Genomic DNA, 607 nt, shown 5'->3' with positions numbered 1-607 from the left:
AACGATGTGGTGCTGGGTCAGCATCAGCACATGTTCCTCATCGGCCAGGCGCAACAAACGGGCACGGATCAACGGGCCGCCCGCCAGGTCAAAGGGCCCTCGTGCCTCCTGCGTACAGCGTTCGTGCAGCGTCGTTGGGGCCGTGTGCCGCAGGTCGACGACCTCCAGGGGCAGGCCGCCCCCCGGGGCGGATATCGCCACCCGGGGCTGACCGTCGACCACCACGAAGACGCTTCGCAGCGCCTCGTGACGTGCATGGATGCGCTCCAGGCTGCGGCGCAACGCGTGTTCGTCCAACGCGCCGTGCAGGTGCAGGGACATCGGCATGTGATAGACCTCGCTCATGCCGTCCATTTGCGCCAGGAACCACAGCCGCTGTTGCGCGAACGACAATGGCAGCAGCCCCTCACGCGCCACCGGCTCGATATCCGGCAACTGGCTCGCCCCCGCTGCACGCACTCGCTGCGCCAATGCGTGCAGGCAAGGTGCGGCAAACAGGTCGCCCAGTTCGACCTCCGACCCCAGCGCCTGGCGGATCCGCGAGAGCAGGCGCACGGCCAGCAACGAATGGCCACCCAGTTCGAAAAAGTTGTCCTGCCGACCGACC

General features: G+C 67.2%; 1 protein-coding gene. It reads right to left on the bottom strand.

Annotated elements, in window-relative coordinates:
* Positions 1 to 607 (bottom strand): condensation domain-containing protein (locus tag HB680_RS32510; RefSeq protein WP_256735664.1); only part of this gene is annotated, 607 nt, incomplete at both ends.

The sequence above is a fragment of the Pseudomonas sp. dw_612 genome, from assembly GCF_018449725.1.
Classification (GTDB): domain Bacteria; phylum Pseudomonadota; class Gammaproteobacteria; order Pseudomonadales; family Pseudomonadaceae; genus Aquipseudomonas.
Note: the sequence above shows the minus strand (reverse complement) of the source record. Positions and strands in the feature narration are given on the sequence as shown.